18 protein-coding genes are annotated in these 24536 nt (G+C 66.4%); 10 read left to right on the top strand and 8 right to left on the bottom strand.

The annotated features are described in order from the left end of the window. The first annotated feature begins 205 nt into the window (after positions 1 to 205). The 7 genes from ACOABP_RS09010 to ACOABP_RS08980 all read left to right on the top strand — a co-directional run bounded on the left by ACOABP_RS09010 (position 206) and on the right by ACOABP_RS08980 (position 8530). Positions 206 to 808: a hypothetical protein gene (locus ACOABP_RS09010; RefSeq protein WP_474224584.1), complete on the top strand. Its 603-nt coding sequence runs from the start codon at positions 206 to 208 to the stop codon at positions 806 to 808. A gap of 19 nt (positions 809 to 827) precedes the next feature. Further along, entirely contained in the window at positions 828 to 2423 is a 1596-nt protein-coding gene (locus tag ACOABP_RS09005) for a GMC family oxidoreductase (RefSeq protein ID WP_474224582.1), read from the top strand. A gap of 214 nt (positions 2424 to 2637) precedes the next feature. Then, positions 2638 to 3579, top strand: coding sequence for a TetR/AcrR family transcriptional regulator (locus ACOABP_RS09000; RefSeq protein ID WP_474224580.1), 942 nt, complete (start codon positions 2638 to 2640; stop codon positions 3577 to 3579). Between the two features lie 222 nt (positions 3580 to 3801). Beyond that, positions 3802 to 4698 (top strand): DUF1571 domain-containing protein, encoded by an 897-nt coding sequence (locus ACOABP_RS08995; protein ID WP_474224578.1) that lies wholly within the window; start codon positions 3802 to 3804, stop codon positions 4696 to 4698. A 226-nt stretch (positions 4699 to 4924) separates the two neighbouring features. After that, positions 4925 to 6313 carry a DUF2957 domain-containing protein gene (locus tag ACOABP_RS08990; protein WP_474224576.1) on the top strand — a complete coding sequence of 463 codons (1389 nt, stop codon included), beginning with the start codon at positions 4925 to 4927 and terminating at the stop codon, positions 6311 to 6313. Between the two features lie 60 nt (positions 6314 to 6373). Continuing rightward, the gene (locus ACOABP_RS08985) at positions 6374 to 7657 is read left to right on the top strand and encodes a DUF2957 domain-containing protein (protein WP_474224574.1); all 1284 of its coding nucleotides are present in this window, start codon (positions 6374 to 6376) and stop codon (positions 7655 to 7657) included. A 21-nt stretch (positions 7658 to 7678) separates the two neighbouring features. Further along, positions 7679 to 8530 carry an OmpW/AlkL family protein gene (locus tag ACOABP_RS08980; protein ID WP_474224572.1) on the top strand — a complete coding sequence of 284 codons (852 nt, stop codon included), beginning with the start codon at positions 7679 to 7681 and terminating at the stop codon, positions 8528 to 8530. An 80-nt stretch (positions 8531 to 8610) separates the two neighbouring features. Here the strand turns inward: ACOABP_RS08980 and ACOABP_RS08975 are convergent, their stop codons facing one another. The 3 genes from ACOABP_RS08975 to ACOABP_RS08965 are packed head-to-tail and all read right to left on the bottom strand — an operon-like array spanning position 8611 to position 14546. Next, positions 8611 to 10089 carry an efflux transporter outer membrane subunit gene (locus ACOABP_RS08975; RefSeq protein WP_474224570.1) on the bottom strand — a complete coding sequence of 493 codons (1479 nt, stop codon included), beginning with the start codon at positions 10087 to 10089 and terminating at the stop codon, positions 8611 to 8613. Between the two features lie 2 nt (positions 10090 to 10091). Then, positions 10092 to 13247, bottom strand: a complete 3156-nt coding sequence (locus ACOABP_RS08970) for an efflux RND transporter permease subunit (RefSeq protein ID WP_474224568.1) — start codon at positions 13245 to 13247, stop codon at positions 10092 to 10094. 39 nt (positions 13248 to 13286) lie between these two features. Further along, the gene (locus ACOABP_RS08965) at positions 13287 to 14546 is read right to left on the bottom strand and encodes an efflux RND transporter periplasmic adaptor subunit (protein WP_474224566.1); all 1260 of its coding nucleotides are present in this window, start codon (positions 14544 to 14546) and stop codon (positions 13287 to 13289) included. A gap of 432 nt (positions 14547 to 14978) precedes the next feature. Here ACOABP_RS08965 and ACOABP_RS08960 point away from each other — a divergent pair, with 432 nt between their 5' ends. Further along, on the top strand, positions 14979 to 15692 hold the full coding sequence (locus ACOABP_RS08960) for a TetR family transcriptional regulator (RefSeq protein WP_066734526.1): 714 nt from the start codon (positions 14979 to 14981) through the stop codon (positions 15690 to 15692). Between the two features lie 22 nt (positions 15693 to 15714). On the opposite strand, the gene ACOABP_RS08955 is transcribed toward ACOABP_RS08960, so the two are convergent. Further along, entirely contained in the window at positions 15715 to 16806 is a 1092-nt protein-coding gene (locus ACOABP_RS08955) for an ABC transporter substrate-binding protein (RefSeq protein WP_474227800.1), read from the bottom strand. 233 nt (positions 16807 to 17039) lie between these two features. Here ACOABP_RS08955 and ACOABP_RS08950 point away from each other — a divergent pair, with 233 nt between their 5' ends. Both ACOABP_RS08950 and ACOABP_RS08945 read left to right on the top strand, forming a co-directional pair. Further along, positions 17040 to 17732: a response regulator gene (locus ACOABP_RS08950; RefSeq protein ID WP_474224564.1), complete on the top strand. Its 693-nt coding sequence runs from the start codon at positions 17040 to 17042 to the stop codon at positions 17730 to 17732. A gap of 1 nt (position 17733) precedes the next feature. Next, positions 17734 to 19212, top strand: a complete 1479-nt coding sequence (locus tag ACOABP_RS08945; RefSeq protein WP_474224562.1) for a sensor histidine kinase — start codon at positions 17734 to 17736, stop codon at positions 19210 to 19212. Between the two features lie 58 nt (positions 19213 to 19270). On the opposite strand, the gene ACOABP_RS08940 is transcribed toward ACOABP_RS08945, so the two are convergent. The 4 genes from ACOABP_RS08940 to ACOABP_RS08925 form a co-directional block, all read right to left on the bottom strand. After that, a complete protein-coding gene (locus tag ACOABP_RS08940) occupies positions 19271 to 20128 on the bottom strand; it encodes a ChaN family lipoprotein (RefSeq protein ID WP_474224561.1) in 858 nt (285 codons plus the stop codon). Next, on the bottom strand, positions 20125 to 20505 hold the full coding sequence (locus ACOABP_RS08935) for a DUF2149 domain-containing protein (protein ID WP_474224560.1): 381 nt from the start codon (positions 20503 to 20505) through the stop codon (positions 20125 to 20127). Before ACOABP_RS08935 ends, ACOABP_RS08940 begins: the two co-directional genes overlap by 4 nt. Beyond that, positions 20502 to 21011, bottom strand: coding sequence for a MotA/TolQ/ExbB proton channel family protein (locus tag ACOABP_RS08930; protein ID WP_474224559.1), 510 nt, complete (start codon positions 21009 to 21011; stop codon positions 20502 to 20504). Before ACOABP_RS08930 ends, ACOABP_RS08935 begins: the two co-directional genes overlap by 4 nt. 326 nt (positions 21012 to 21337) lie before the next feature. Continuing rightward, positions 21338 to 24535 carry an efflux RND transporter permease subunit gene (locus ACOABP_RS08925; RefSeq protein ID WP_474224558.1) on the bottom strand — a complete coding sequence of 1066 codons (3198 nt, stop codon included), beginning with the start codon at positions 24533 to 24535 and terminating at the stop codon, positions 21338 to 21340. Position 24536: the final 1 nt, after the last annotated feature.

Raw genomic sequence — 24536 nt, 5'->3', positions numbered from 1 at the left:
AGCATCACATTAAACGGCGTTCGCGCCGAGAGACCGGCATAGGGCGCGGTGGTCAGTCGTGCGTTTGAAACCTATGCGCCAGTGCGAAATAGTTTTGAGCGTTTCGGCAGAATCGCAACGCCGCCACGTTCGGGGCGTACCCGGCGCTGCGCGGCCACGCCATCGGCCGCCAGAGCCGCACAGAAAAACCAGTCACGGAGACACCATGCCCACCCCTGCCCGCGCTGCCGCACCGCCCGAGCCGCATCCATCGCCTGATCCGTCGCGCCGCCTGTTCCTGAAAGTGGGCGCGGGCTTCTCGGCGGCCATTGCCTGCTCGGCGCTGTTGCCCGCGCTGACCGGCTGCTCGCCGGCGGACACACCGCCGCAACCCGGCATGGCCTTCCTGCGGCCCGCCGATGTCGCGCTGTTTGCCGCGCTGCTGCCGGCCGTGGCGATCGATCTCCAGACACTGGACGCCACCGCGCGTCGCCAGCGCATCGACGCGGCCATCAGGAACGTCGACGGCACGATTGCCGCCATGGGCCAGAACGGCCAGCACGAACTGCGCAAGCTGCTGGACCTGCTTGCCAGCACGCCGCTGCGCTGGGCCCTGGCTGGCGTGCGGGCTTCGTGGGACCAGGCCACCCCCGAACAGGTGAGCGCCTTTCTGGCGCGCTGGCGCGGCAGCCGCTTTGCCACGCTGAATGCCGGTGGCGTAGTGCTGGTAAAGCTGACCAGCGTGGCCTACTTCGTACTGCCTGACACATGGGCCGCCAGCGGCTATCCCGGCCCCAATCCCGCGGTCTACCGCGCCCTTCACAGCTAGGCCCGCAGCGGAATTCCACATGCCGATCAACGATATCTACAGCGCCGGCATCGCGTCCGGCTGGAAGGTGCTCGACGCCGCCACGTTCACCGCGCCCCGCACGCTCGAAGCCGATGTCGCCATCGTCGGCACCGGCGCAGGCGGCGGTATCGCCGCCGAGGTGCTCAGCGACGCAGGGCTCACGGTACTGCTGCTGGAAGAGGGCGGGCTGCACACGTCCGACAGCTTCCGGGACATGGACGAAGCGCGCGCCTATCGCGATCTGTACCAGGAGGCCGCTGCACGCGCCACGTCGGATGGCGCCATCTCCATCCTGCAGGGCCGCGCCGTGGGCGGCAGCACCACGGTGAACTGGTCATCGAGCTTCCGCACGCCGCCGCAGACCCTGGCGCACTGGGCCGCCGAACACGCAGTCACTGGCCACGGCGAGGCGGACATGGCCCCGTGGTTCGCGCAGATCGAGGAACGCCTGGGCATGGCGCCATGGGCGATGGACCCGAATCCGAACAACGCGGTGCTGCGGCGTGGCTGTGAAAGGCTGGGCTGGGAATGGCACGTGATTCCGCGCAACGTGAAGGGCTGCTGGAATTCCGGCTATTGCGGGCTGGGCTGCCCGGTCAACGCCAAGCAGTCGATGCTGGTGTCGACCATTCCGAACGCGCTGGCGCGCGGCGCCACGCTGGTGCACCGGCTGCGCGTGCGCACCATCGACCATGACGGCAAGGTCGTGCGCGGCCTGACCGGCGATGCCCTGGGACAGGACGGCTACACCCCGACCGGCGTCGGCGTCAGCGTGCGGGCCCGTTACGTGATCGCTGCCGGCGGGGCCATCAACACACCGGCACTGTTGCTGCGGTCGCGCATCCCCGATCCGCATGACCGGATCGGTCGGCGCACTTTTATTCATCCGGTGAATTTAAGTATCGCCGAAATGCCAGAGAAAATTGATCCTTATTATGGGGCGCCGCAATCGGTGGCTTCGGACCATTTCCAGTGGCGCGACGGCGCAACAGGGCCGATGGGGTACAAGCTCGAAGTACCGCCAATGTTCCCGGGCATCAGCGCCGGCGTGTTCAACGGCATGGGCCAGGCATTGCAACGCGAGATGGCCGCGTTGCCGCATACCAACGCCATGCTGGCCCTGCTGCGCGATGGCTTCGTGCCCGACAGCCCGGGCGGGCGCGTAAAAATTGCAGACGACGGCAGCCCCGTGCTGGACTATGAAGTGAGCGACTACGTATGGGATGGCGTGCGGCGCGCCTACCTGAGCATGGCCGAGGCCCAGTTTGCGGCCGGTGCCCGGCGCGTGAGACCAGCCCATCTCGATGGCAATTCCTACACGACCTGGGCGCAGGCGAGCAAGGCCATCGGCCTTCTGCCCCTGAAGAAATTCCGCGTGTTGCTGTTCAGCGCCCACCTGATGGGCGGCTGTGCGATGAGCGAAGACCCTGCGCGCGGTGTGGTGAACAGTGCCGGACGCCATCATCATCTGCAGAATCTGTACGTGTTCGATGGTTCGGCATTTCCGACAAGCATTGGTGCCAATCCCCAGTTGTCAGTGTTCGCATTGACGGCGCAGAATGCCTCTGCGTTGCGCAAGACCATCATGGCGTGACCAGATTCCTGCCAGGCAACGCGGTGCGTGGCAGGGGCTTGCAATTTAGAGCAAGTCTTCGAAAAATGGTCTTGTGAAACGCTCGGAGCGCTAGATAGGCTCCCTACAACCGTTTGAAGCATCCGTATGCCATCAGAGCAAGGAGCGGACGGTCGTGGATTTGTAGTTTTTTTTTGCAGGGGTCCACAGCGGTTTTTCAGCGAGAGACGCCCCCATGAAGACCGGGAAAACCACGGCAGGAGATACCAAGGCTCGCATCCTCGATGCGACCGAGAAGTTGTTCATTGAGGTTGGCTATGAAGCGACTTCGCTCAGGCAGGTAACGTCCCGAGCGATCGTCAATCTGGCCGCCGTCAACTATCACTTCCGCAGCAAGGAAATCATGATGCAGTCGGTGCTGAGCCGCCGGCTGGATCCGCTCAACACGCGGCGGCTTGCGTTGCTGGATGCCTGCGAGGCACGCTGGCCCGGCAACGCCATCCGTTGCGAACACGTGATGGGGGCCTTGTTCGTGCCCGCGCTGCAAATGGCACGCGAGCCCGATATCGGCGGCCCGTCGTTCCTGCGCCTGCTTGGGCGCGTGTATTCCGATACCTCACCGTTCATCCAGTCCTGGCTGATGGGGCATTACGCACCCGTGTTCGGACGCTTCTTCGAAGCGTTTGCGCGCGCGCTGCCTGACGTGCCACGACAGGAACTGGGCTGGCGCCTGCACTTCGCCCTCAAGGCGCTGGCGGGCGTGCTGGCCGGCGACGAACTTGGCAACCTGATGCCGGCGTTCACGCAGGGCAAGCGAATGAGCGATGCGCAGGTACTGGCGCAACTGACATCGATGGTGGTGGCTGCCCTCAAGGCACCGTCGCCAGCGGTGCAGGAGCTTGGCGCCCTGCAGGAGGTATTCGAAATCGGCGAGGCCCAGCACGCCGACGAACAGGCCAGCATCGCTGCGCTGGCCGCCACGGCCGAAAGCGAAGCCCAGGAGCTTGCCGCCGCCACGGCTGCGGCAATGGGCCGTGCGCGGCGCAGCGCGCGTGCCGCACGCAGCGAAACCACGACGCGTCCGCCAACCGCCAGCATGGCGGTGCGCCGCGAGCACTGCGCCACCTTCCCCAGCAATCCGCTCGACGACTGGATGCGTACCCGCCCCAGGACATAGCGGCACGCCGTCGCGGTCTCCACCGGGACCGCGACGCGCGCTGCGGCGAGCCGCGACGGTAACCGTCGCCTTCATCACCCCCCTGTCGATCCACCACGCCAACCGCGCGGTGTGACCCGCTGCGCGCCGCGGTTCCGGTGCGCATCCAGCCTGCCGTGTTCCGCACGGCCGGAAGGACCCCGTCTTGCCCGAAGAAAAAGCAAAACACACTGGAGACTCGCAATGAAGCAGATATTCGTGATCGCCGCGTTTGGCGGCATCCTCGGATTCCTCGCCACGCCGCCCGGCAGCCTGTTCGAAGCTCACGCCCAGGGCGCACCGGCCGCACAGCCGGCTCGCGCGCCGACGCCTTTCGACGGCTTGCCGACTTCACAACAGACCGCACTGTTCGCCAGGCAGATTGCCAGCGGCGAACTGGCGTCGATGTCCGACACGCAGGTGCTGGCCGTGTTCGACGCCCTGCAGCCCGAGGCGTTGCTGACGTGGGCGCGGCAGGAAATCAACCGCTATCCCGAATACGAATACTGGATGACGCGCCAGGAGCGCCTTAACGGCCAGTGGCAGGACAAGCCCGCGCGCATGATGATCCGCTACCGCCATCTGCCACGCCAGCTCTACGCGAAGTGGCTGCCCAACGGCGTGCAGGCCGGCCAGGAAATCATCTACGACGAGACCCGCCGCAAGGAAGAGATGTACGGCCACCTGGGCGGCATCATGGGCTTCACGTCGATCTGGACCGCCATCGACGGCACGCTGGCGAAATCGCAATCGAACCATACCGTGCGCGATCTCGGCTTCCAGTTCGTGCTGTCGATGCTGGAGCGCGATGCCAGGACGCTGCGCGCCGCGGGCCTGTCGGAGAAATACACGCGCGCGGAGATCGTGCAGGAACAGGGCACGCGCATGGTGGCGCTGACCTGGGATCTGCCGGAAGGCGCGCCCAAGTACTACGCCAGGAAGGTGCAGCTGACGTTCGACCTCAGGCATCCATGGCCGCGCACCGAAACGGCATGGGACACCGACGGCAACATGGTCGAGAAGATCGTCTTCGAGAAGGCCGTGAAGAAGACGTTCGATGCATCGGCATTCGACCCCGCCAACAGCGAATACAAGTTCTGATGCAGCCGGCGCCAGGCACCACCCCCGTTTGAATGTGCGCACAACGGGCCGCGCACGCGGTTTGAACAGCAGCGCGAGGAGCTTGGCGGACAACGGCAGACGGCGCAGCGCCAATGTTTGGAACGAGCGCTCTATTGCGCCAAGGCGCTTGAAACGCGAGATTCCGACCACCGTGCGACACCTCGGCCAGTGCCGGTGCGCCCGTCATAAGAACGAGGAGACCTCCATGAAACAGTCGAACTTTCGACGCACCGCTTTTGCCTTGGCTGGGGTAAGCCTGACGATCGCGCTGACCGCCTGCGGCGGTGGCGACGGCGACCCTGGCGGTACCACGCCGCAAGCCGCCGCGCAGCAATGCGCCACCAATGGAACGTGCACGCCGTCGGGCCCCACGGTCAACCAGCCGGTGGCCGCGATCTGCCCCAGCATGCTGGACTTCAACACCACGTACACCGGAGGGTCCGGTGCGGGCGAGTTCGTAAAGATCCAGCTCGACAGCACGAAGGGCACGTATCGCATCCAGTTCCTGGAATCGCCGGTCCCGCAGACCACTGCCGATATCTACCCCACGCGCGCCGGCGTCACTGTCACCGGCACGATGTCGCATCCCACCCGGCCGTTGCCCACCGAAGCCCAGAACAACTGCGCATACGAACTGAAGACCGCGACGGCATCCGACGGCAAGTCGCAAGCGCTCATCGATCCGGCCAATCCCCCGATCCTGTTCGTCGGCAATGGCGTTGCCGGCGGCGGCATCCCGGGTGCCACGATCAAGTACAACGGCCTCGGCGGCACCGACGCCGTCCCCGGCTTTGGCGCCATTCCTGCCACGACCTTCGCGATGTATCCGGTGCTGGCCTTCGCCGAAACCGAGACTGACTTCAGCAAGGTGGCTGGCAGCTACAACGTGCTGGGCTACCACCTGATTCCGTCAGGTGGAGATCCGGTCTCGACGGACCATTTCGTGCCCACGGTCGCCAACAAGGTGGAGACCATCAACGCCGACGGCACCTGCACGGTGGCTTCGGGCAACTGCGTGACCACCGGCAAGGCCTGGAAGCTGCGCGCAGGCACCGACGGCGCTTTCGAGAGCTTCGACTCCAGCGGCCTGAAACCGTATCCGTTCTTCTTCACCCAGACGTTCGCGGCCGGCAACCAGACGCTGGCCAAGGGTGTGCTGATCGTGGGCAAGCTCGAAGGCAAGCTGGTGCCGTTGCTGGTGCGCGTGGGCTACGCGCGCGTCGACTTCTCGGACCTTACCAACATCATCCTCAGCGTCGACGACGAATCCGGCATCGCGCTGCTGTCGCCAACCACCGCCACTACCGCCACCGCACTCAAGGGCGGATACATCGGCTCGGGCAGCGACTTCAGGTACGTCGCGTCGTCGTTGCATGACAACGTCGGGGCCTGGCTCGATCCGCAAGACTCGTCGCTCACGCCGATCGGTGGCTTCCAGATGGATCTCACGCAGGCCACGCGGCCCGGCGTGGTGAGCACCGTCGACAACAGCGGCCAGACCGGCGCGCTGATCACCACCGGCCCCGTGTACGCCCACCTGTTCGGCAACGCCGCCAGCCCGACCTTCCGCGTCAGCGCGGTGGCAAACCGCTAACGGACACCGCGCGCCCGGATCCCTGCCTCACACATAAGAAAGCACCAAGGAGACTTCATCATGCAGCTGCCGCAATCGCTTCGTCCGTACACCGCCGGCGCCACCACGCAGCGGCCCTGGCTACCGCACCTGGCGCTGGCCCTTGTCACCACCGCCTTGCTGGCCGCGTGCGGCGGCGGCGGTGGCGATGGCGGCGGCAGCAGCACGCCCGCTGCGGTAACGCCGCGCCTGTGCCCCGCATCGGTCGACTACTCGACGCCATATATCGGCGGCACGGGCTCCGGCGAACTGGTCAAGGTGCAGATCGACACCACGCAAAAGACATGGGCCGTGACGTTCCTCGATTCGTCGGTACCGCGCAGCACCGGCACCGTATCGCCCACGCGCTCGGACCCCACCGACGGCAAGAACGTGATGACCGGCACGCTGGCTCAGGAAACCGGGCTGCCGACACAGAAGCTGAACCAGTGTGCGTTCGTGCTGCAGGGCGCCAGCCTGGACCCGGCCCGGCCGGCCAAGCTGTTCCTGGGCGAGGGCGTGATGGGCGGCACCATCCCCGGCGCCCGTATCCAGTTCAACGGGCTGCTGGGCGCGGGTGCGGTGCCCGACACCACGTTCCCCTACTTCCAGTTCATCGGCTTCGCGCAGACCGAGACCGATCTCGGCAAGATCGCCGGACTCTACAACGGCTCGGGCTTCCACGAGATTCCGTCAATGAACTTCGCGCAGGTGGCGCAGGACTACAAGATGTCGCTGGCGGCCGACGGCTCGTACACGGTCTGCGACAACAAGGCCGGTGGCACCTGCAAGCAGAAGGGCAACAAGTTCGCGGCGCAATCGAATGGCACGCTGCTGTCGACCAACTATGAGGGCGAACAGGCGCCGACGCTTGGCAATGTGATGGGGCGCGCCTACCTCATTGTCGGCAAGCTGCGCGGACAACTGGTGCCGGTGATGATCCGCGTCGGCTACGCCAGTGCCGACAAGCTGCCGCTGGGCGCCGACGACGAGATTGGCATCGGCATGATGGCACCGGCCGTGTCCGCCACCCAGGGCACCGTCAACGGCGAGTACGTGGGCGTCGACAGCAATTTCGACTACAAGACCACGGCGTTGGTTGGCGCGGACGCGGCCATGCTCGACCCGTTCCATGCATCGGACGCCACGCGTGCCATTGCGCTGAAGCTCGACTTCTCGCAAACCACGGCAGGCGTGATCACCACCACGCGCAAGGAAGGCACGCCCGGCATCACCGGCAAGCTGATGTTCACGGGCGGCGTGTTCGGATTCCTGGAGGACCGCAACGGCAGCCCGTATTTCACCATCGGCGCGTTCGTCGAATAACAAGAAACGGGGAGACAGACAATGCAGAACAAGCGACTTGCCCTGAAGCACCTTCTGCCCGTGGCAGCCACCGTTGCCGCATGCCTTACCACGCCCGCGCATGCCCAGAAGGCGGGCGACAACGTGGTGTCGGCCGGCTGGTTTCACATCCAGACGTTCGGCACCAGTGGGCCGCTGACCACCAATGTCGTGGATGTGCCGATCAACTATCCGCTGGGCCTGCCTTCGTCGTTCTCGGCACCGGGCAGCGGCCTGTCGTCGTCGAATTCCGACACGCTGGGCCTGACGTTCAGCCATTTCGTGACCGACCACATCGCCATCACTGCCGTGGGCGGCATTCCGCCCACGTTCAAGATCTACGGCCACGGTGAGCTGATCCCGCCCGGACCGGCCGGCGCGCTGGGCCGCCAGAGCCTGGGCGATCCGTCGCTGAATCCGATCATCACCCAGGCACGGCAGTGGAGCCCGGCGGCCATGGTGCAGTATCACTTCCGCTCGCCAGGCGTGACGTTCCGGCCGTTTGTCGGTGTCGGCGTGTCGTACAACTTCTTCACCGATGTCAAGGTGAACCCTGCGTTCGCGCAGTCGGTCAACAACAACCTTGGGGCCATCCTGGCTGCGGGCGCCGGTATCCCGGGACCAACGTCGGTCAGTGCCGATGCCTCGTCGTCATGGGCACCGATCTTCAATATCGGCGGCACGTACAATTTCAACGAGCACTGGGGCGTGACCGGGGCCGTGACGTACATTCCGCTGAAGTCGGAATCGACGATGACGATCAAGGCTTCGGACGGCACCGTGCTGTCGACGTCGAAGACCACGCTGCGGCCCAATCCGCTGGTGTTCTTCCTGGCGGCGACGTACAAGTTCTGAGCGCCGCATCGCGCGTGCAATAAAAAAAGGGCGGGGCCATCACGGCCTCGCCCTTTTCGCTTCCGCCTGCGGCGGGTGCGTTACTGCGTGGTCTGCGTCGCCGGTTGCGGCGCCACCTGCGCCACCGCTCCGGTTTCCTTCAGCCCGCCGCCCAGCGCGCGATACAGGTCGATCGCGTTGGTCAGACGCAGCTGACGCGCCTGCACCAGCGCCTGCTCGGCCGAGAACAGCTGGCGCTGCGCATCAAGCTCGTCGAGGTAGCTCGCCACGCCGCTGCGGAAACGCAGGCGCGACAGCTCGTAGCGCGCGGCTTCCGCATTGCGTTGCTGCTCCTGGCCCGCCACCTGCTCTTCGAGCGTGCCGCGCGCCACCAGCGCATCGGCCACTTCGGAAAACGCGGTCTGGATCGTCTTCTCGTAGTTGGCGATCTGGATGTTCTTGCGCACGTTGGCCAGGTCCAGGTTCGACAGGTTGCGTCCGTAGTCGAAGATCGGCAGTGTCAGTTGCGGCGAGAACGACCATACGCCAGCACCGTGATCGAACAGGTTGGTGAACGACGTGCTGATGTTGCCGGCGTTGGCCGTCATCGTGATCCGCGGGAAGAAGGCCGCGCGGGCCGCCCCGATGTTCGCGTTGGCGGACAGCAGCGCCTGTTCGGCCTGGCGGATATCCGGACGCTGCGTCAGCAGTTCCGAAGGCAGGCCCTCGGGAATGTCGCTGATGATGCGTTCGTCCGACAGGCGCATCGGCGCCGGCAGGTTCGGGATCTCGGCGATCGGCTTGCCTACCAGCACTTCGAGCGCGTTCTGCGCCTGGGCACGCTGGCGTGCCAGCTGCGCGGCAGATACGCGTGCCTGGGCCACCAGCGATTCATTGTCGCGCAGGTCCAGCGCCGAAGTGGCGCCAGCATCGAAACGCTTCTTCGACAGTTCGTACGTGCTTTGGCGCGCTTCCAGCGTCTCGCGCGCCAGGTCGTACTGCTCGGCGGCGGCGCGCTCGGCCAGGTAAGCCTTGGCAACTTCGGAGACCAGCGAGATATACGCGGCGCGATGTGCCTCCTCGGTGGAGAAGTACTGCGCCAGCGCGGCATTCGACAGGCTGCGTACGCGGCCGAAGAAGTCCAGCTCCCACTGCGTCACCGACAGGCCCACCTGATAGATGTTGCCGGTGAACGACTGGGAGACGCCCGAAGTAGCCCCCGAGAAACGGCCGCGCTGGAAGCTGGCGTTGCCGTTCACGGTCGGCAGCAGGTCGGCCCGCTGGATCTGGTACTGCGCACGCGCTTCCTCGATACGCAGCGCGGCCGTACGCAGGTCGCGGTTGTTTTCCAGCGACGTGGCAATCAGCGTCTGCAGGCGCGGATCGGTGAAGAACTCGCGCCAGCCGATATCGGTGGCCTTGCGCGTTTCACCGCTCTTCACCTCGGCCGTGGCATAGCCTTCCGGCGCGGCCGGATAGCTGCCTGCCACGGGGGCGGCGGGACGGTCATAGTGCGGCGCCAGCGTGCAGCCGCTCATCACCCCGGCCACCAGCAGCAATGTGGTCAAAGTCTTGGTCATTGTCAGATTTCCTTCTGGCTGCTTTCCAGGCGTGCCTGCTCACGTTCGTGCTGGGCCTTGCTGCCCTTGAACCGGCTGCGAACCACCACGAAGAATACCGGCACCAGGAAAATCGCCAGCACCGTTGCCGTGATCATGCCGCCCATCACGCCGGTACCGATGGCGCGCTGGCTGCCCGAGCCCGCGCCGGTGGAGATGGCCAGCGGCAGCACGCCCAGGATAAACGCCATCGACGTCATCAGGATCGGGCGGAACCGCAGGTGCACCGCTTCAAGCGTGGCGTCGACCAGGCTGCGGCCCTGCGCCTGCAGGTCCTTGGCGAATTCCACGATCAGGATGGCGTTCTTCGCCGACAGACCGATCGTGGCGATCAGGCCCACCTTGAAGTACACGTCGTTGGGCATGCCGCGCAGCGTCACGCCCAGCAGCGCGCCGATCACGCCCAGCGGCACCACCAGCAGCACCGAGACCGGGATCGACCAGCTTTCGTACAGGGCGGCCAGGCACAGGAACACGATGATCAGCGACAGCGTGTACAGGATCGGTTCCTGCGAGCCGGCCAGGCGTTCTTCATACGACTGGCCCGACCACTCGAAACCGAAGCCCGGCGGCAGCTTGGCGAAGTTTTCCTCCATCACGCGCATCGCCTCGCCGGTGGACTTGCCCGGCGCGGCCTGGCCCGCCAGCTTCACCGCCGGCATGCCGTTGTAGCGCTCCAGGCGCGGCGAGCCCATGATCCACTGCGACGTCGAGAACGCCGAGAACGCCACCATGTCGCCGTTCGCGTTGCGCACGCGCAGCTTGCCCAGGTCGTCAGGCAGCTGGCGATCCGAACCCTGCGCCTGCACGATTACGCGGCGCACGCGGCCTTCGTAGATGAAGTCATTCACGTACGACGAGCCAAACGAGATCGACAGCGTCTGGTTGATGTCGGCCACCGCCACGCCCAGCGCGCGCGCTTTCTCGCGGTCGATGTCGATGCGCAGCTGCGGCGCGTCTTCCTGGCCTTCCGGACGCACGCCCACCAGTGCCGGCGACTTCGCGGCCATGCCGAGCATCATGTTGCGTGCTTCCATCAGCTTGGCGTGGCCCTGGCCGGTACGGTCCTGCAGACGGAAGTCAAAGCCCGACGAGTTGCCCAGCTCGGAGATGGCCGGCGGGTTCAGCGGGAAGATGATGGCGTCCTTGATGAACGACAGCGCGCCGAACGCACGGCCCACCAGCGCCTGCGCGGTCTGGTCCGCACCCGGACGTTCCTTCCAGTCCTTCAGGCGCACGAACGCGATACCGCCGTTCTGGCCGCGGCCGAAGAACGAGAAGCCAGCCACCGTGATCATCTGGTCCACCACCTTCGATTCCTTCTGCAGGTAGTAGTCCTCGATCTGCTTGAGCACGCCGATCGTGCGCTCTTGCGTGGCGCCAGTGGGCAGCTGCACCACCGTGATCATGTAGCCCTGGTCTTCGTCAGGCAGGAACGACGACGGCAGGCGCTGGAACAGCAGCACCACGCCGGCGATGATCACCGCGTAGACGATCAGGTAGCGGCCCGAGCGCTTGAGAATGCGCGCCACGATGCCCTGATAGCCGGTCGATGCCGTGGCAAACGTCCGGTTGAACCAGCCAAAGAAGCCCTTCCGCTCGTGGTGATGACCCGCTTCCACCGGCTTGAGCAGCGTCGCGCACAGGGCCGGCGTCAGCGTCAGGGCCAGGATGGCCGAGAACACCATCGACGAAATCAGCGACAGCGAGAACTGGCGGTAGATGTTGCCGACCGAACCCGAGAAGAACGCCATCGGGATGAACACGGCGGTCAGCACCAGCGTGATGCCGACGATGGCGCCCGTGATCTGGCTCATGGCCTTGCGGGTGGCTTCGCGCGGCGAGAGACCTTCCTCGCTCATGATCCGCTCGACGTTCTCGACCACCACGATCGCGTCGTCCACCAGGATACCGATGGCCAGCACCATGCCGAACATGGTCAGCACGTTGATCGAGAAGCCAAACGCCAGCATCGCGCCGAACGTACCGAGCAGCGCCACCGGCACCACCAGCGTGGGAATCAGCGTGGCCCGGAAGTTCTGCAGGAACAGGTACATCACCAGGAACACCAGCACCACGGCTTCCAGCAGCGTCTTGACCACTTCCTCGATCGAGATCTTCACGAACGCGGACGTGTCGTAGGGAACGCTGAATTCGTAGTCGGGCGGGAAGAAGCGCTGCAGCTCTGCCATCTTCGCGCGCACGGCGGTGGCGGTAGCCAGCGCGTTGCCCGTGGGCGACAGCTTGATGGCGATGGCCGATGCCGGCTTGCCGTTGATGCGGGCCAGCGTCGAATAGTCGGCACCGCCCAGCTCCACGCGGCCCACGTCCTTGATGCGCACCGACGAGCCGTCCGGATTCACGCGCAGCAGGATGTTGGCGAACTGCTCGGGCGTGGTCAGCCGGCTTTCGGTGTTGACCGTGGCATTCAGCTCGGTGCCGCGCGGCGACGGCGTACCGCCGAGTTCGCCCACTGCCACCTGGATGTTCTGCTCCGATACGGCGGCGGTCACGTCCAGCGGCGTCAGGTTGTAGCCCGTCAGCTTGGCCGGATCCAGCCAGATCCGCATCGCGTACTCGGTGCCGAACAGGTCGGCGGCACCCACGCCGGGCACGCGGCGGATTGAATCCACCACCTGCGCCGACACGAAGTTGCCCAGCTCGATCGCGTCGGATTTACCCGACTTCGACGAGACCGTGATGAACATCATGTAGTTGTTGCCGGCCTTGTCGACCCGCACGCCCTGTTGGCGCACCTCCGCCGGCAGACGCGCTTCCACGCGCTTCAGGCGGTTCTGCACCTCCACGGAGTTCAGGTCGGCGTTCGAGCCCGGCGCGAATGAGATGTTGATCGTGGCCAGCCCCGACGATTCGCTTTGCGATTCGTAGTAGAGCAGGTTGGGTGCGCCGTTGAGCTCCTGCTCGATCGGCGTGATCACCGAATCCTCGATCGTCTTGGCCGACGCACCGGGGTAGGTGGTGGTCACCGTGATGATCGGCGGGGCGATATTGGGGTACTGCGCGATCGGCAGCTGCACGATCGACAACAGACCGCCCAGCGCGATGATCAGCGCGAGCACCCACGCGAACACCGGCCGGTCGATAAAAAACTTCGCCATGAAACTGGCTCCCTTTTATGGCTTTGGTCGAGGGCCCGATCAGCCCTGCTTGGCGGTCGACTTGTCGTCGGCCTTGGCGTCCTTGCCGTCCGCGGCGGGCTTGTCGCCCTGCGCGGTGGCAGCCGGCGCCGATGCCGGGGCATCGGCCGTCTTCGGTGCCTGGAATGGCACGGCCTTGGCGGGCGCACCCGGGCGCACCTTCTGCAGGCCTTCCACGATCACCTTTTCGCCGCCCTTCAGGCCTTCGGTCACGACCCAGCGGTCGCCAATGGCCTGCGGCGCCTTGACCGGCAGCGCGGCCACGTTGCCGTCGGCGCCCACCACCAGCACGCTGGCGCCCTGGGCACTGCGGATCAGCGCGCGTTGCGGCACGGTCAGTGCGTTCTCGTCGATGCCCTGCTCGATCTTCACGCGCACGAACGTGCCCGACAGCAGTTCACGCTTCGGGTTCGGGAATTCGGCCCGCAGCGTGATGGCGCCGGTGGTCGGGTCCACGGTCATGTCCGAGAACAGCAGCTTGCCCGTGGCGGCGTATTCCTTGTCGCCGGCCTCCGGATACAGATGCACCTTGGCGCCACCGTTCACGCCCTTGACCTTGCCCGATTCCATGGCGGCACGCAGGCGCGCCACTTCCGAAGCCGGCTGGGTAAAGGTCACCCAGATCGGATCGACCTGCTCGACCGTGGTCAGCTTGGTGGCTTCGCCCTTGCCGACCAGCGCGCCTTCAGTCACCAGCGCACGGCCCACGCGGCCCGAGATCGGCGACGTCACCGTGGTGTAACCCAGGTTGATCTGGGCCGTGGTCACGGCGGCCTTGGCGGCGGCGATGTCGGCATTGGCCTGGCCGGCGGCGGCCACGGCTTCGTCATATTCCTGCTTGCTGACCGCGTTCACGGCCACCAACGGCTTGTAGCGCTCGGCCTTCTGGCGCGCGGAAACCGCGTTGGCTTCGGCACGCTCCAGCTGCGCCTTGGCCGAGGCCAGTTGCGCCTGGTACGGGGCCGGATCGATGCGGAACAGCACCTGGCCGGCCTTGACCTCGCCACCTTCGGTGTAATTGCGCGACAGGACGATGCCTTCGACGCGGGCGCGCACTTCGGCCGTGCGCACGCCTTCGAGGCGGCCCGGCAGTTCATTGACAACGGCAACAGCGGACGGCGTGACGGTGACCACACCCACTTCCGGCGGCGGCATCGCGCCGCCCTGGGCGGCTTTCTGGCCACAGGCGGACAGCGCCAGTGCCGCGGCGGTAACGGCGGCGGCAACGGCTGCGCAACGGATACGTTGGGACTTCCTCATCGATAACCCCATGATGAAAATTTGAGATCTGCCGCACCGCCCCCAACGTTGGGCTGGACGCAGGCGCGCCCCGGGGGCGGGGCGCGGCGGCTAAATAAAGTGATGCTTGAGTCAGGCGGACCCAGGGCGAGCGGGTGACGGGTCACCGCAACCGGGCAAAAAACGGCTTGGCCGAAGTCCGGACAGGCGAGTAGTATAGATACATTCGCGCATGTATGTAAGTCCCGGTTACGAATTTAGCGCTGTTCGCAACACATGGCACCTGTTGTGTGCATTGGAATGTTCCGCCCCTGTGAGCACGATTGTTCCATTCAAGGTACGATGCGGCCGCCGGTGCGATTGAGCAATTTGGAAAGAGAAGCCCTTCGGCGCATTTGCGCGTCGGGATCAGGAGACCCGGACGGCCACCCACTGGCCCCGGGGAAAGAGGAAATGGTCAGACGTACCAAGGAAGAAGCGCTCGAGACGCGCAACCGGATTCTGGATGCGGCGGAAGCCGTGTTTCACGCCCGAGGCGTGGCACGCCCGTCGCTGGCGGACATTGCCGAGGCGGCAGGTGTCACGCGCGGCGCAATCTACTGGCACTTCAAGAACAAGAGCGACGTGTTCGCCGCCATGGCCGACCGCGTCAATCTGCCCGTGGAAGCGCTGTGCGCGCCGGAGCGGCTGGCGCTGCAGGAAGACCCGCTCGGCGGCATCCGCGATATCTGTGCCTTCGTGTTCCGTCAGACCGTTACCAATCCGCAGTGGCGCCGCGTGTTCGAGATCATCTTCCACAAGTGCGAGATGGTGGAGGACAACGGCGCCATCTTCGAACGCCAGCGCGCGTCGCACCAGGACGGCACGGTCAAGATGCGCGAGCACCTGCGCCTGGCGATGGAGCGCGGCCAGTTGCCGGCGGACCTGGACCTCGACCTGGCCGTGATGGCATTCCACGCCGCAATCGGCGGCGTGCTGGCCCACTGGCTGTTCTCCCCGACCGATTTCGACCTGAGCCGCGAGGCCGAGCGCCTGGCGGACACCTTCATCGACACGCTGCGCCTGTCTCCGGCATTGCGCGTGGGCTATGTGCCGCGCCCGATGGCCCCGCTGGACCAGGAAATGGCGGCACTGTGCGAGCGCCAGCCGCAGGCCGTCGCCGAATAGTCTCCCGCCGGCTCGGCCCGACTCAGCCCTTGAGCGCCTGGCGCCAGCGCGCGAGAAAGGCCTTCTTGCGCAGGGCGTCCTGCGCGGCCAGCAGCCCCGGCCCCACGCTGATCGGCTTGAGCGCATAGCCAAGCCGCTCAGCCAGCGCATTGGCGGTGTGTGCGCTGTCGGTATCGGTGCGGATGGTATAGAGCTGCGACGTGGATTGCCCCAGCAGCGCCTGGCCCTCGCGCGACAACAGGTAATCCAGCCACAGCCGCGCCGCATTGGGCCGCGGCGCCCGGCGCGCGATGAACGCCACGCGCGACATCACCAGCGTGTAGTCGCGCGGTGCGATCACGCCGATGCCGGCGCCGCGCTCCATCAGCGACAGCGCGTACGAGCCCAGCAGGTTGTAGCCCAGCACCAGTTCACCGCTGGCGATACGCTCGACCATGTCGGCCGTCGATGCCGACAGCTGCACCTGGGCACGCCCGAGCGCCTGTGCCAGATACCAGAATTCGCTGCCCATGCGCGCGTCCTGCTGCGCCAGCAGGTACCCCACGCCCGACCGCTCCACATCGTACGTCACCACCTTGCCGCGCCACTGCGGCGCATTCTCCTGCAGCAGGCGCGCCAGCCCGCTGCGGCTGCCGGGCACATGCGCCGTCGCAAAATGCTTGCGGTTGTAGACGATGACCGCTGGCTCGAACGTGGTACCCCAGGCCTCGTCGCGCCACACGGCCCAACTTGGCAGGCCCGGGCGTTCGGGCGAGTCGTAGCGCTGGGCATGGCCGTCGTTGACGAGCTTGATCTGCAGGTCCATGGCCGTGCTCCACAGCACGTCGGCATAGGGGGCATCGCGACCCGGCTGGGCCGGTCCCATGCCCGCGCTCTCGGCCAGGAAGCGGTCGTGCAGTTCCAGGGTGTTGAGGTCCTGATAGTGCACGCGCACGCCGGGATAGCGTGTCTCGAAGCCCTGCATCAGCGGCTGCACCACTTCCAGGTCGGTCGACGCGTAGATCGTCACCCCGCCCTCGCGCTGCGCGCGCGCAATGACGTCGGCGTAGTCGCCCGGATAGCCGTCCGGCACGCGCGGCGCGGGCTGCGCCAGCGCCGGCACCCCCACGGCCATGGCCCCGCCTGCCAGCAGCAACTGGCGGCGCATGGCGCTGGACGGTTCCGGCAGGGATGCGGGTGCAGCAGGCACCGGGGGCGTGGAAGGCACGGCGGACAGGAAGATGGTGTGCGGACGATGGGATGGCAGCCGGCAGACACCTGCGGGCAGGGCGGGGGTATTATAGGCGCCCGCGGCACGCACGGGCGGCCCGCGAGACACACGACAAGAGCGGGCAGAGGAGGTCCGGCATGCGCATCCTGCTGGTGGAAGATGAAGTGGAACTGGCCCGCTGGGTGGCACGCGCACTGGAGCAGGGCGGCTTCGTCATCGAGCACGTCGCCGATGGCCTGCAGGCCGACGCGCGGCTGATGGCCGAGGAGTACGACGCCGTGGTGCTGGACCTGCGCCTGCCCGGCAAGGACGGCCTGGCCGTGCTCAAGTCCATGCGCGGCCGCGACGACCGCACACCGGTGCTGATCCTGACCGCCCAGGACACGCTCGACGAACGCGTGCGCGGCCTGAACCTGGGCGCCGACGACTACCTGCCCAAGCCGTTCGCCATCGCCGAACTCGAAGCCCGCATCCTGGCCCTGATCCGCCGCAGCCGTGGCCGCGCGCATCCGCGCCTGCAATGCGGCACGCTGGTATTCGATGGCGAGACCCGCAGCTTCACGCTGGGCGGTGCGCCGCTGTCGCTGACGCCGCGCGAATCGACGCTACTCGGCGCGCTGCTGGCCCGCAGCGGCCAGCCGCTGACCAAGGCGCAACTGCTGGACAAGGTGTTCTCGCTCGATGCCGACGTGAGCCCCGACGCCATCGAGGTGCTGGTCTATCGCCTCCGCAAGAAGCTGACCGGCCACGGCGTCACCATCGTCACGCTGCGCGGCTTCGGCTATCTGCTGGAACCCGAAGCCACGGATCCGCCCAGGGCTGGAGCCTGACATGTGGCGCCGCCATCTGCGCCAGCGCGCCCGCCTGCCGGTGCGGCTGTGGCTGCGCGGAAGCCTGCGCCGCCAGCTGCTGATCCTGCTGGTGCCGGCACTGGCGCTGATGATGGGCGTCGACACCTGGTTCACCTACGGCACCCTGCGCGACGCCGCCAACACGGCATACGACCGCTCGCTGTATGGCTCGATCCGCACCATCGACAACGCCATCGGCATGGCCGGCGAAAGCGTGCAGCTCACGCTGCCCGACGCGGCGATGGAGATGTTCGAGACAGCCGCGCAGACCCATGTGTTCTATCGCGTGTCGATGGAGCGCGGTGGCAGCATCGAGACCGTGACCGGCTACGACGACCTGCCGCTGCCGAAGGGCGCGCTGGCCAACAATGTGCCGCGCTTCAACGATGCCGTCTACCACGGCGATCCGGTGCGCGTCGCCACGATGGCGCGTCCCATCTACCGCCCCGACGCGAACATGCGCGTCATCATCCAGGTAGCCGAAACCGCCGAGCCGCGCGCCGCGCTGATCGGCAACGTCTGGCGCAGCGCGCTGCTGCGCGATATCGCGCTGATCGTGCTGTCGGCCGTGATCCTGGTCGGCGGCATTACCTACGTGCTCAAGCCGCTGCAACGGGTACGCGACGATGTCCGCGCGCGCTCGCCCGACGATCTCGCGCCGCTGGCCTTCGACGTGGTACCGGTGGAGGTGCGGCCGCTGGTCGACGCGGTCAACCTGCACGTGTCACGCTCGGAAGCCATGGCGCAATCGCAGGCGCAGTTCATCGCCGACGCCGCGCATCAGCTGCGCACGCCGCTGGCGATTCTCAAGACGCAGGCGGAGTTCGCGCAGCGCCAGTTGCAGATGCGGCATGACGAGCCCGCCCGCGAAGCCGCCGCCGAAGCCGTGGGCGGCATCGTCACGCAACTGGAACAGGCGGCGCGCCTGACGAACCAGCTGCTGGCGCTGGCCCGCGTACGGCAGCCGGGACGCGATGGCGCCGCGCAGGACGACGAAGCCGGCATCATCGACGCCGTCACGGTGGCCGAGCAGGTCGCGCTGGACTACCTGCCCCTTGCGCGCGGCAAGCAGCAGGATTTTGGATGGGAGCGTCCCGCCGCGCTGACGCTGCCGGTACGCGCGGACGCCGCGCTGCTGCGTGAGGCGCTGGCAAACCTGGTACACAACGCGATCCAGTATTCGGGACGCGGCAGCCGGATCACGCTGTCCGCCGCGCAACGCGACGGCCGCGCACTGCTGGTGGTCGAAGACGACGGCCCCGGCATTCCGGAGGACGAACGCGAGAAGGTGTTCGCCCGCTTCTACCGGCGCGTGGAGAACACCGAACCCGGGTCCGGGCTCGGACTGGCGATCACGCGCGAGATGGCGGCCAGGTTTGGCGGCAAGGTGACGCTACGCGATGCCACGCAGGGCAGGGGACTGCGGGCCGAGCTGAGTTTCGCGCTGGCGGATACCTAGCGCTGCCTTGCTCCCCTCTCCCAGTCGTTCAGACCGGGGAAACAATGCGACCAGGCGCTCACTGCTTCATCGGTTTGCCCATCACCGCGCCCTTGCACAGGTCCTCGCGCTCCATGGCCGGCACACGCACCACGACGTCGAAGCCCTTGGCGGGCGAATCCGATTCGATGTAGCCGACACTGAGCACGCGCTGTCCCTGCCCGGGCAGCCAGCGCGGCACGCCGATATCGCGCCGCACATGACCGTTGCCCGCGATCAGCACCGCACCCTGGCTGGCGTACGGCTGCAGCGTCTGCGCCATCACGGCGTCGCGTGCGGCCTGCGCGTTCAGCATGCCCGGCAACATGGCCTGCGGGAAATGGCCGCAGTGACCGGCGTCGAGCGCCGCGGTCTGCGCGGCCACGATATCGGCCGGCAACGCGCCGTTGAGCCCCAGTGCGGCCTGCTGGTCCTTCGCAAACACATCGCCATAGCCGCCGCGCACGATCCTTGCCGCATCGGCGCGCGACAGGTTGGCCGCACGCAGGGGCAGGTTGTACTGCAGCGCCAGCGCCACCACGGGCTTGTAAAGCGCCCAGTCCCATCCACTCTTGCTGCCTGCCGCCTGCTCGATCAGATAGTCGGCATCGTGCGGCCGTTCGCGCCGGGCCCGGTCGATATCGGCCTGACGTTCGCGGTCGAACTGTTCCATGGCGATGGCCGGACGCCAGCCCGCTTCCACGGCACGCGTCAGCGCCTGCAGGCGCTGCTGCTGGGCGGGCCCGCTGTCATGGACTTCGCCCAGCAGCACGTATGACTTGTCCGCGAACTTCAGGCTGATCGCCGCCGGGGTTGCGTTGGGCGTGGTCGATGCGCAGCCGGTGGCAAGCGTCACGGCCGCCATGACGGCGAGCCAGGAAAAAGATGTGCGCATCATGGCCTGGCGGGCTCCGGTTGCGTCTGGGCCTGGGTGGCCCCGGTGGCGGCGGCGCCATTCGCGGCGGCCGGCGTTTCGGGTACGTAGACCATCGATCCATCCTTCATGCGATAGGCCACGCCGGCCTTGATGCCGTCGCCGGACCCCACCTGGCCGCTGGCCTGGTAACGCACGATCTTCTCGCCCTGGCGCGACACGATTTCCATGTTCGGCTTGCCCGGGTTGGAAATGATCGTCACGTCCTGGTGAGTGAACGGATTGAGCGGGTTCTGCGCGATGGTCACCAGCAAGGCGGCAATCACCACCAGGAACACGTCGATCAGGTTGACGACCGACAGGATCGGATCGTCGGCCTCGCTTTCCTCCAGGAACTTCATGCCTCGGACTCCCATTGCGGGTGCGACTGGCCCAGCCAGACCAGTTCCTCGGCCAGCCAGCGGCGCCGCACATTGACCACCCAGAACGTGATGCTGGCCGCGATCAGCGCCAGGATCACGGCCGAAAACGCGATGGTCAGGTTCTCGCCCACATTCGCCAGATTGCCACCGGACAGCCCCTTGAGCGCCGGCCCCATCGGGATCATCGTAGCCACCAGGCCCAGCATCGGCGCCACGCGGGTGGCGATGCGCGGGCGCTCCAGCAGCCGGTGGGCCGTGACGTCGAGCGCGTCGGGGTGGCTGACCTTGTGGCGGCGCGCCCAGGCCACCAGCGGATAGCCCCGCCCCGATTCGATGCTGTTGCGACCGCGCAGCCAGGCTTGCATCGCAAAATCGCCAAGTGCCCAGAAGGCGTAGAGGAACAGCAGGCCGATCAGCACCAGCGTCGGATACAGGAACAGCTGGCCGACGTCATACATCAAGGTTTCGAGCAGGGTGGGGGTCATGGTCGAACGCAGTTACTTATATCGATGCGATAAATGTTTGATGGCAAATCTTCTCCATCAATATTCTTTTCATAAATTCTTTGACATATTTCGCCTGATCGGCCGCTCATTCGCCGCCGCCAGGCAATGCCGCCGGCCCGCCAAGATAGCACTGGCGCGTCGACATGAAAGGCTGTCAGGGCCTGTGGTCTTTCGTGTAAGGCGTGGGGAAGACGCGGGGAAGGCGAGGAAGGCGGTGCGCGAAAGGGAAAGAATGGGGAAAAGCCAGGCGCTGGCGGCAGGCGCCCCTCCCGCGCATGGGGAGGGGGATGCACTCGCAGTGTCAGTCAGTGCGCAACCGCCTCGGGTTGCTTTTCTTCCAGCGGATTGCCTTCCGAGTCGATCTGCAGCGGGCCGGTGCCCGAGTAGCGGTCCAGCGCCAGATAGATCACCGGCGTGATGAACAGCGTGATGACCTGCGAGAACAGCAGGCCACCCACCACGGCCAGACCCAGCGGCTGGCGCAGTTCGGCGCCAGCGCCCAGCCCCAGGGCCAGCGGCAGGGCACCCATCACTGCGGCGAACGTGGTCATCATGATCGGGCGGAACCGCAGCAGGCACGCCTGGCGGATCGCCTTGCCTGGCGCCATCCCCTGCTCGCGCTGGGCCGCCAGCGCGAAGTCGATCATCATGATCGCGTTCTTCTTGACGATGCCGATCAGCATCAGCACGCCGATTGTTGCAATCAGCGACAGTTCGACGTTGAAGATAAACAGCGTCAGCAGCGCACCAATGGCCGCCGAGGGCAGGCCGGCCAGGATGGTCAGCGGGTGGATGTAGCTCTCATAGAGCACGCCCAGCAGCGTGTAGATGACCGCGATGGCCGCCACCAGCAGCACCACCTGCGTGGCCTGCGACGACTGGAACACGGCCGCGTCGCCACCCCAGCTGGTGAAGATCGACGACGGCATCTCGATGTCGCGGCTGAAGCGGTCGATCAGCTTCGAGGCATCGCCCAGCGCCGCGCCCGGGGCCAGGTTGAACGACACCGTCACCGACGGCAGCTGGCCCTGGTGGTTGACCGCAATCGGACCCACCCGGCGCTCGGTCGTGGCGAACGCCGACACCGGCACCATCTGCCCGGTCTTGCTGCGCACGTAGAGCTTGGAGAACGCGGTCTCGTCCACGCGATCGACGTCGGCGGCGGTCAGGATCACGTAGTAGTTGTCGATGGGGGTGTAGATCGTCGACACCTGGCGCTCGCCGAACGCCGTGTACAGTGCGGCGCGCACGTCCTGCATCTGCACGCCCATCGCGTTGGCCTTGTCGCGGTCGATGGTCAGCTGTGCCTCCAGGCCCGATTGCTGCGAATCGCTGGTCACGTCGCGGAACACCGGCTCGGCGCGCATCTTCGCCATCAGCTTGTCGCTGTACTCCTGCAGCTGCCCCGGCTTCACGCTCTGCAGCGTGTACTGGTAGCGGCTCTTGCTCTGACGGCCGCCCAGGCGCAGGTTCTGCACCGGCGAGAAATAGACCTGCAGGCCGGGCACGCCCGACACATCCTTGCGCAGCGATTCCACCACCTGGGGCATCTTCGGACGCTGGCCCAGCGGCTTCAGCTCGACGAACATGCGGCCCGTGTTGATGGCCGGCGACGGCCCGCCGCCAATCGACGCCACCACGCTCTTCACCGCCGGATTGGCACGGATGCGCTCGGCCGCGTCGCGCAGGCGCTCCGACATTGCTTCGAACGAAATGTCCTGCGGGCCTTCGGCATTGACCTGGATCTGGCCGATGTCTTCCTCGGGGAAGAAGCCTTTCGGGATCTTCACAAACAGCACGGCGGTCAGCACGAACGTCAAACCCGCCGCCACCAGCACCACGCGCCGATGCGCCAGGCACCAGTCCAGGCCGTGCGCGTACTTGTGCAGCGTCCATTCGAACAGGTCTTCGAACCACTGCGTGGCACGCAGGCCGATGGTCTGCTTCTGCTGCACATGATGTGCCGGCGCGCCAGGCGCGTGATCGCCATACGTGTGTTGCGACTCATCGATCGGCACGTTCTCGGCCGACAGGAAGCGCGCGCACAGCATCGGGATCAGCGTCAGCGACACCAGCGCCGACACCAGGATCGACAGCGACACCACGGCGGCGAATTCGTGGAACAGCAGGCCGATCACGCCCGGCATGAAGAAGATCGGGATGAACACCGCCACCAGCGAGATCGAGATCGACAGGATCGTGAAGCCCATCTCGCGCGACCCCACCAGCGCGGCCTTGAGCGGCGGCACGCCTTCCTCGATGTGCCGCACGATGTTCTCCAGCATCACGATGGCGTCGTCCACCACCAGGCCCACGGCCAGCGTGATGGCCAGCAGCGACACGTTGTCCAGGCTGTAGCCGAACGCCTTCATCAGCGCCACGGTGCCGATCAGCGAAATCGGCAGCGATACGGTGGGGATCAGCGTGGCGGCCGCGCGGCGCAGGAACAGGAAGATCACCATCACCACCAGCGCCACGGTCAGCGCCAGCGTGAACTGCACATCGTGGATCGACTCGCGGATCGAGTTCGAGCGGTCGTTCACCACGCTCACGTTGACCGAGCCCGGCATCTGCTGCACCAGGCGCGGCAGGGCGCCCTTGATGGCATCGACCACGGCCACCGTGTTGGCGTCGGGCTGGCGCAGCACGGCCAGCACGATCGACCGCTCGTTGTTGAGCCAGCTGCCGGTCTTGATCGTCTCGACGCTGTCTTCCACGTCGGCCACGTCGGACAGCCGCACCACGGCGCCGCTGGGCTGGCTGGCGACGATGATGTTGCGGAACGCGTCGGCGTTGGTCATCTGGCGGTTGGCCTGGATGGTCAGCGTCTGACGCGCACCATCGAGCGTACCCACCGGCGTGTTCGCGTTGGCGCGGTTGAGCGCCGTAGCCAGTTCGTCGAGCGTCATGCCCCGGGCGGCCAGCGCGTCGGGATGGGCGCGCACGCGCACCGAGAAGCGTTTCTGGCCGAAGATCTGCACCTGTGCCACGCCGGGCAGGGTAGCCAGCGTGGGCGAGATCAGGTTGTCGCCGAACGCGTTCAGATCGCCCAGGCTCATCGACGGCGAGTTGATGGCGAGCAGGATCACCGGCGCATCGGCCGGATTCACCTTGCGGTACGACGGCGGCACCGTCATTTCGATCGGCAGCGACCGTTGCGCGCGGAACAGCGCGGCCTGCACGTCCACGGCCGCGTCGTCGATATTGCGGTCGCTGTTGAATTCGATCGTGATGCTCGAATTGCCAAGCGTGTTCGACGAACTGATCACCGTCACGCCGGGGATCGTCGCGAACTGCTTCTCCAGTTGCGTCGCCACCGACGCGGCCATGGTCTCGGGGCTGGCGCCGGGCAGCGTGGCCGTGACCTGGATCACGGGCGAGTTGAAGCTGGGCAGGGCCGCGATCGGGATGGTCGGGTACAGCACGATGCCCGTGACGATGACGGCCAGGCACAGCAGCACCGTCATCACGGGCCGGCGGATACAGAGCTCGGACAGCGACATG

Source organism: Cupriavidus sp. HE11 (genome assembly GCF_056097175.1).
The sequence above is the reverse complement of the archived record's forward strand: the minus strand, read 5'-3'. Positions and strand labels throughout refer to the sequence as shown.